At 60.7% G+C, this 5086-nt stretch carries 4 protein-coding genes; 2 read left to right on the forward strand and 2 right to left on the reverse strand.

From position 1 onward, the window contains the following. Positions 1 to 16: 16 nt before the first annotated feature. On the reverse strand, positions 17 to 721 hold the full coding sequence (locus AC1DH9_RS22015) for a YebC/PmpR family DNA-binding transcriptional regulator (protein WP_347927353.1): 705 nt from the start codon (positions 719 to 721) through the stop codon (positions 17 to 19). Between the two features lie 171 nt (positions 722 to 892). Here AC1DH9_RS22015 and AC1DH9_RS22020 point away from each other — a divergent pair, with 171 nt between their 5' ends. Continuing rightward, positions 893 to 2734 (forward strand): type VI secretion system Vgr family protein, encoded by a 1842-nt coding sequence (locus AC1DH9_RS22020; RefSeq protein WP_427545320.1) that lies wholly within the window; start codon positions 893 to 895, stop codon positions 2732 to 2734. A 168-nt stretch (positions 2735 to 2902) separates the two neighbouring features. On the opposite strand, the gene AC1DH9_RS22025 is transcribed toward AC1DH9_RS22020, so the two are convergent. Beyond that, complete coding sequence (locus tag AC1DH9_RS22025) at positions 2903 to 3769, reverse strand: LysR substrate-binding domain-containing protein (RefSeq protein WP_427545318.1); 867 nt, start codon at positions 3767 to 3769, stop codon at positions 2903 to 2905. Between the two features lie 111 nt (positions 3770 to 3880). On the opposite strand from AC1DH9_RS22025, the gene AC1DH9_RS22030 reads away from it, so the two are divergent. Then, positions 3881 to 4990, forward strand: coding sequence for a 2-aminoethylphosphonate--pyruvate transaminase (locus tag AC1DH9_RS22030; RefSeq protein ID WP_427545316.1), 1110 nt, complete (start codon positions 3881 to 3883; stop codon positions 4988 to 4990). Positions 4991 to 5086 lie beyond the last annotated feature (96 nt).

Genomic DNA, 5086 nt, shown 5'->3' on the forward strand with positions numbered 1-5086 from the left:
CAAATCGACAGTGGGTTTAACCCGCCAACCCGACAAACATRTCCTGCACGTCGTCATGGTTATCGAGGCCTTCGAGGAAAGCTTCGACTTCTTCCATTTGTGCATCGGTCAGGCCGCTGACCGGGTTCTTCGGTTTGTAGCCGAGCTTCGCCGACAATACCGTGAAACCCTGCTCAGGCAAGGCTTTCTGAACGGAGTCCAGATCGGTGGCTTCGGTGATAAACAGCGTCGCGCCGTCTTCGCCCGGCTCGAAATCCTGTGCGCCGGCTTCAATAGCAGCCATTTCCGGATCGGCATCCGGGGTGTCCGGGGACGCCTCGATCATACCCACGTGGTCGAAATCCCAGGCCACGGAACCGGAAGCCCCCAGCTGGCCTTTACGGAACGCTACGCGGATTTCTGCCACGGTACGGTTGATGTTGTCAGTCACGCATTCAACGATCAGCGGCACCTGATGCGGGGCGAAGCCTTCGTAGGTCACGCGGTGATACTGCACGGTTTCGCCGAGCTGGCCCGAGCCTTTCTTGATTGCACGCTCCAGGGTTTCACGCGGCATCGAGGCTTTTTTCGCCTGTTCGACCACCAGGCGCAGGTGCGCGTTGGTGCTGACATCAGCGCCGTTACGTGCAGCAATGGTGATTTCCTTCACCAGTTTGCCGAAGATCTTGCCCTTGGCGTTGGCTGCCGCTTCTTTGTGTTTAACCTTCCACTGTGCGCCCATTACTCACTCTCTTGATCTGTGGCGCCGAGACATCTATTGGCCGACGCTTTGTGCAAGTTTATACGGCAAAAAGTTGGCAATCGACCAAAAAGTGTTGTGAGCGATCGACATCTTCACAACCTGTTGTAGGGCTTTTCTGAAAAGCAGGTTTACGGTGACTATTGAGCGCCAGTGTTTCGTAACCTCTGTGCCCCGTACTTCATGGCAGAAGAGAGTTTGATGCACATCGACATGGAAAGTCCCTTCATCCTGACGCTCACCGAGCTCGCCTTGAGTTTTCAGGTCCGACAGTTCAGCGGCCGCGAAGCCCTCAACCAGGTCTATCGATTCGACATCGAAATGCGCAGCCCACAGCCCGCAATGAATCTGGACCTACTGCTGCATCAACCCGCATTCCTCAGCCTGAGCCCCGCCTCCGGCATCCACGGCATCATCCACAGCGCCGGTTTGCAGTTCTGCGGCGCGCAGCAGATCGGCTACAGCCTGAACCTCGCCCCCCGCCTGCTTACACTTGAGCAACAGCACCGTCGAAGGGTATTCCAACAACTGAGCGTGCCGGAAATCTTGCGCCAGTTGCTGGCCGAGCATCGACTGCCGCCCGACAGCTATCGTTTCGAGCTGCCAAACGGTGAATACCCGCCGCGCCCGTTTTGCCTCCAGTACGACGAAACCGACCTGAACCTGCTGCAACGGCTGTGCGAAGAGGAAGGCATCCACTATCACTTCGAGCATCAACACGACCGGCACGTGCTGGTGTTCGCCGATGACAGCGACAGCTTTGCGCAGCGACCGGTCGAAAGCGTTTTTCACCCCTCCGCACGGGAGGCCGAACAGCCGCGGATCAGCCGGCTCTTTCAATGCCATAGCCGGCCGACCACAGGGCCGCAAACCACCTTTGCACAGCACGCCAACGCTGACCCCGCATCCACCGCACCTGACGCCTGCGCCAACCAGACCTACCTCGCCAACCTGCCCCCAACAGGTCGAATCGACCCGGTGCAAGCCCGTCGCAACCAGCTCGGCCGCCGCGAACTCGAGCGTCTGCGCAGCCTGCATCGTCTGGTTCAGGGCCACAGTACACTGCCCGAACTGCTCAGCGGACGGCTGCTGCAAGTCAGCGGGCATCCGGTCCCGGCGTTCAACGATCAATGGTTATTAAGCGAAGTACTGCACCAGGGCGAAACGCCTGGCGTGGACAAGGTGTTGTCCGAGGCAACGGGTTATCGCAATCAATTCAAGGCAATTCCCTGGTCGACCGCGTTCCGCCCGGCCCTCAAACAGTCCAGACCGCGTATCAGCGGTTACCAGATGGCTAAGGTCCTCGGCCCGGCAGGAATGCCGCCGCACCTCGACGAACACGGGCGAATCAACATCTGCCTGTGGCCTGATGCGCAATCCGACAGGCAAGGCTCCTCAGGCATCTGGTTGCCAATTGCCCATACGGGGACGGGACGCCCAACCTTGCCACCGGCCGGCAGCGAGGTGCTCGTGAGTTTCCTCGACGGTGATCCTGATCGACCAGTGCTTTGCACGGGTTTCGCTGACGCACAAGCGCGCGAACCGCAGCCGGTGGTAGCGGCTGAACAGAAGGTGTCGCCGACAGGCTGGAGCGGCGAGATCTATTTGTTCGAACGGCCTCCCGCTACCACCGAACGCCTGGCCGACACCACGTGGTACATCGTGCGCATGCCGCGTCCCGGGCTCAAGGATCTGGGGAGCCTCAACCGTGACGATGTGCTGATGAGCGGAAAAAGCCAGGCACTGGGCAACCTGTCGCTGACGATAGAACAGAAGCAGCGCCTGGCCAGCGAGTTCGCTCGTACTCCCGAACAACTCTGCCTGCTGTATCCGGGGCAATGCGTGGCGCTGGCCGATTATTTCCAGCAATACTGGAACAGCGAACAACGCCTGAGCTTCATCGACAGCGCCAACCCCGCCAGCGCCCAGCGCCAACCGCGAGAAGCGCGTCTGCTGTTCGACTGGCTGGTGAACGGCCCGGGCGCTACTTCCTAGGGTGGGGTGCATGATCGCCGCCCCTGAGATGTCCCCCCCATGTAGCAGCTGGCGAAGCCTGCGTTCGGCTGCGCAGCGGCCGTAGAATCAGACAGTGCGGTCCTTCAGACCAACCGCGATAACAGGATTTACGACTGCTGCGCAGCCGAACGCAGCCTKCGGCAGCTGCTACGAGGTACCCGGTGCGAGGTCGAAAAACGCCTGAATCAGCCGAAGGTCCCGCCGCCGCTCCATGCAACCGATCATGTGCCGGTTGACCAGTCCCTCGCCAATTATCGGCACTGCCCGTACGCGCGGGTCGGGGCTGACTTCCACCGAAGACACCACGCCCACCCCCAACTCGGCCGCCACCGCCTCGGTGACAGCTTCACGGCTGTCCAGCTCCAGCAGCACCCGAGGATTGACCCTGACCTGAGCACAAGCCTCATCGAACGTGCGACGGGTGATCGAACTTGGCTCACGCAACACCATGATCACCTGGTCCAGTTGCTTGAGCGCGATACCTTCGTGCAGCGCCGACCACGGGTGCGCCGCCGGCACCAGCGCGCAGATCCGCGACTCATTCAAGGCTTGCAAGTACAAACCTTTGCGCGGCTCGACCTCGGTCAGCACCGCCACGTCGGCGTGCTCGGACAACAACGCCGCGAGGGTTTCCTGAGCATTACCCAGCCGCAAATTCACGGTGATCCCCGGATACCGCGCACGCAGGCTGGCGAGCATCGGCATGACCAGGTGCGGACCGTCCGCCGCCACTTCCAAACGACCGGTCAACAGTTGCCGATTGGCCTCAAGCATCACTTGCGCCTCTTCGGCCAGGCCGAACATCGCCCGGGTAATCGCCGCCAGTTTGGTGCCCTCCTCCGTCAACTCAACCCGCCGCGCGGTGCGCCGCAGCAAGGTGATCTGATAGTGCTCCTCCAGCGCCTTGATATGCCCGGTGACCGCCGGTTGGCTGATGAACAGACGGGCAGCAGCCCGGGTAAAGCTGCCTTCGCGGGCCACTGCATCAAATGCACGGAGTTGGAACAGGTTCATAGCTATCGGCCTTACTGATGACTGGCATAACAACAAACAATTTGATTGATGTAACGGCAAATTGCAATTTATCTCCCGCAGCTTGATCCCACTGATTGCGAGAACACCCGAATGAGTACTGCCGAACCCATCCTGCTCACCCCCGGCCCATTGACCACCTCGCAGCGCACCCGTCAGGCGATGATGGTGGACCGGGGTTCCTGGGATGAACGCTTCAACCAATTGACCGCCAGCCTCTGCGAACAACTGCTGGCGATCATCAACGGTGCCGACAACCACCACTGCGTGCCGTTGCAGGGCAGCGGCACCTTCGCCGTCGAAGCGGCCATCGGCACTCTGGTGCCCCGCGACGGCAAAGTGCTGGTGTTGATCAACGGCGCTTACGGCAAACGCCTGGCGCAAATCTGCGAAGTGCTCGGTCGTTCCTTCAGTACGTTCGAAACCGCCGAAGACCAACCGACCACCGCCGCCGACGTCGACCGCCTGCTACACGCCGACAGCAGTATTACCCACGTGGCGCTGATCCACTGCGAAACCAGCACCGGGATTCTTAACCCGCTACCGGAAATCGCCCATGTCATCGCCCAACACGGCAAACGTCTGATCATCGACGCCATGAGTTCTTTCGGTGCACTGCCGATCGACGCTCAAAAAGTACCGTTCGACGCACTGATCGCCGCCTCGGGCAAATGCCTGGAAGGCGTACCGGGGATGGGTTTCGTCTTCGGCAACAAGTCCGCCCTGGAGAATGCCGCCGGCAATTCCCACTCACTGGCGATGGACCTGTTCGACCAACACGCCTACATGGCCAAGACCGGCCAATGGCGCTTCACCCCGCCGACCCACGTGGTCGCGGCGCTGCACGAAGCGTTGCTGCAATACAACGAAGAAGGCGGCCTACCGGCGCGGCATCAGCGTTATGCGAACAACTGCCGGGTGCTGCTTGATGAAATGGCCAAACTCGGTTTGCGCAGCTTTCTGCCAGCCGCGGTCCAGGCGCCGATCATCGTCACCTTCCATGCGCCGAAAGATCCGCGCTACCAGTTCAAAGCGTTCTACGAACGTGTGAAGGCCAAGGGGTTCATCCTCTACCCGGGCAAGCTGACCCAGGTCGAAACCTTCCGCGTCGGCTGCATCGGCCACGTCAATCAGGCCGAGATGCGTGCGGCAGTGGCGACGATCGGCGAGGTGCTGCGCGAAATGGAAGTACTCGATACCTGACTTCCCCCCCTCCCGTAGCAGCTGCCGAGCCTGCGAGGCTGCGTTCGGCTGCGAAGCAGTCGTTAACTCTTGCGACTCGGTTCATCTGAAACACCG

Source organism: Pseudomonas sp. 05T35, from assembly GCF_056396605.1.